Source organism: Moorena sp. SIO3H5 (assembly GCF_010692395.1).
Taxonomy (GTDB): Bacteria; Cyanobacteriota; Cyanobacteriia; order Cyanobacteriales; family Coleofasciculaceae; genus Moorena.
In genome coordinates this window covers 1-2,515 of record NZ_JAAHHS010000661.1, presented here as the reverse complement: position 1 = coordinate 2,515, position 2,515 = coordinate 1, and the positions used below count along the sequence as shown (strand labels likewise).

The 2,515-nt window shown below is 38.1% G+C and carries 1 protein-coding gene and 1 pseudogene; one reads left to right on the top strand and one right to left on the bottom strand.

Annotated elements, in window-relative coordinates:
- Positions 1-127 (top strand): annotated as a pseudogene (locus tag F6K52_RS35215) (IS4 family transposase); the annotation flags it as partial.
- Between the two features lie 294 nt (positions 128-421).
- Here F6K52_RS35215 and F6K52_RS35210 read toward each other — a convergent pair.
- Positions 422-1,390 carry an ABC transporter substrate-binding protein gene (locus tag F6K52_RS35210; RefSeq protein ID WP_293089666.1) on the bottom strand — a complete coding sequence of 323 codons (969 nt, stop codon included), beginning with the start codon at positions 1,388-1,390 and terminating at the stop codon, positions 422-424.
- Positions 1,391-2,515: the final 1,125 nt, after the last annotated feature.

Sequence of the window (2,515 nt, the reverse complement as noted above, 5' to 3'; positions counted from 1 at the left end):
CGCAATGTTGGGAATTAGTTGATAAGTTAATGCGTTTAAGTCGTCATAAGCTCGATAATTATTTACGAGGTATGAGAGCTATGAAGCTTATACAGTCTACTTTTTAGCTCTCATGTCGCCCCCCCAGGACTTCTTGCAGAAGTCGGAAGTAACAGGTAACAGCGGAAAAAAATTTATAAAAACAGTATCATAAAACTACTTTTGCAAGAGGTCTAATCAGTGATTAGCAATCCGTTAATAGTTTAAATTATAAATCTGGCTTAGCAAGACTAGATCTAAATTAATGTCTAATAACAATATCTAAAACTTTGATATTAACATGTCTATAAATAATAGATTGTATTCGGAATTTTACTTTTTTTTAATAAGCTGTTATTTCGTTACTTAATTAAAGCAACTATAAAGTAACTAATCTAATAAACTAAAATTTTACTCCTTTATTGACAAATGCTAAGGTGTAGGCTTGTTTGTAATCAGTATTGGCATCAAGTACACCAACCGTAACTAAATCATTGAACAAACTTTCCCAGCGTTCATCGGTCATTGCCCCAATGCCAAGTTTTTCAGCATCACCAGAGATGATAATACCATACTCTTTAAGCTTCTCCAGACCATAGGCGATTAGGTCATCCTTCATCTCTGGATTATCTTTTTTTATCAGCTCATTACCTGGTTCGGGATTCTCTAGATAGCTATACCATCCTTTGATTGACGCATCAACAAATCGCTGAACCAGACCGGGGTTAGTTTCAACGAGTTTCTTCGTGGTTTCGATGGTGAAAGCATAGGGATTATAACCAGAATCGGCTAACGATAATATATTTGGCTTAAAGCCTCCTTGCTTTTCTATAAGGTAAGGTTCAGAGGTTAAAATTCCCTGTTGAGCTGAATTTTTCTCTACTAAAAAAGGGCTAACATTAAAGTTGTAGGGTCGTTTCTGGTCATCTGTAAAACCATATTTTGCCTTGAGTAGGGGCCAATAGGTTGTGATGGCTCCAGGAGAAACAAAAATCGGTTTACCTTTTAATTGTGCCAGAGAGTCATTGCCTACCCCTGGATGAGCCAATAGAATTCGTATTTCTTTTTGGAAGATACTTGCTACAGTAATTTTGGGAATACCTTGTTGCACTGCTTTAATAGCATCAACAGGCTGTCCCATAATTAAATCAACTACTCCTCCCATTAATAATTGGGTGGTATTGCTCTGAGGACCTGTTGGTTGTATAGTAACATCTAGGTTATAATTTTGATAAATGCCAGTAGCGACGGCCTGATAAAAACCACCGTATTCTGCTTCAGCTTTCCAGCCCAAAGCAAATTTTATTTTATCTAATTTACCTTTTTTTTCTGTAGTTAATGGCGTAGAGCTTTGATTATTACAACCTGCCAAAACACTACTACCAAGAGTTATCGAGCTAATTTTAATGAATTGGCGACGCTTAATTTTATATATTTATTTCATATAAAAGGCTAGAGCCGTCCTGTTAGATTATATGGTTCTGGTGGTTTTAAATGGTGCAGCTTTAGGCAAACTAGAACGCTCTGGTAGGGAAAAAGCTTGAGTTTGGTATAGGTTCGTGATTAGCAGCTTCTAAGATAGTGGGTAATTTACCTAAGTTACTACCGATAGCGTTCGCGTAGCGGCTCCAAAGGAGCATCGCTGTTAGCGTGGCCTACGGCCAATCGCACTCAGCTGGTACTCTTTAAGCTGGTACTTTGTAGTTGCTATTTTTTATAAGCTTACTATCACTTTGGCCTTTAAACTCCAACAAACACATAGATTAAGATATTACCATACTCGCTCTAATTAAAAAATTAAGAATATATAATCATAGAGAAATAGAAAAATATTACAGTAACCATGGCTTTTCAAATAACACGGACGGATCTAAATTGAATCTGTTCATCTTATGAAACAAAACGTGAAACCCTATCCCCACCTGAACTTCCCCATCTTCCAATCAGCCTCAACCCAAAAATTAACTACGTGACAGCTTAGGCAGGGGATTGAGGCAGGTTCTGGAGGAAAGAGGAAGTTACAATGAACGTGACACTTTTTTCTCACAGCCATAAGGAGTTATTAAGAAAATGGACGTAAAACTGGTTTTAGTGGTACTAACAATTCCTTTTACTGCTTTGTGCCTGTTTTTTGGGACTAAGAATGGATTTTATGATTCAGACGATTATCACGGCAACGGCTCTGCACACTAAGCTTCCAGTATTTACTTTAGCTGTCAGCTGCTGAGCTTTCAAAAAGCCTTCATCGTTTAGTCTTGGAAAAACCCAGGGATCTGCTATTACAGCAGATGCCAAAGGCTAGAAGCTGAAGGAAGAGCGGGGAGTGTAAGGGGGCTGACTGGGGTTTTCCCAAGCCCCTTCCTTTTAGGCATAGGTAGTGTCAAAAAATTGAAATCGTCACTTAGAGTTAGAGGTTAAGTCTGAGCGCCAGTCACGAAGGAACACGGAACACGTATGGCGTCTTTGGGTTGAAACAAAAAGATGAATAACAGAATAC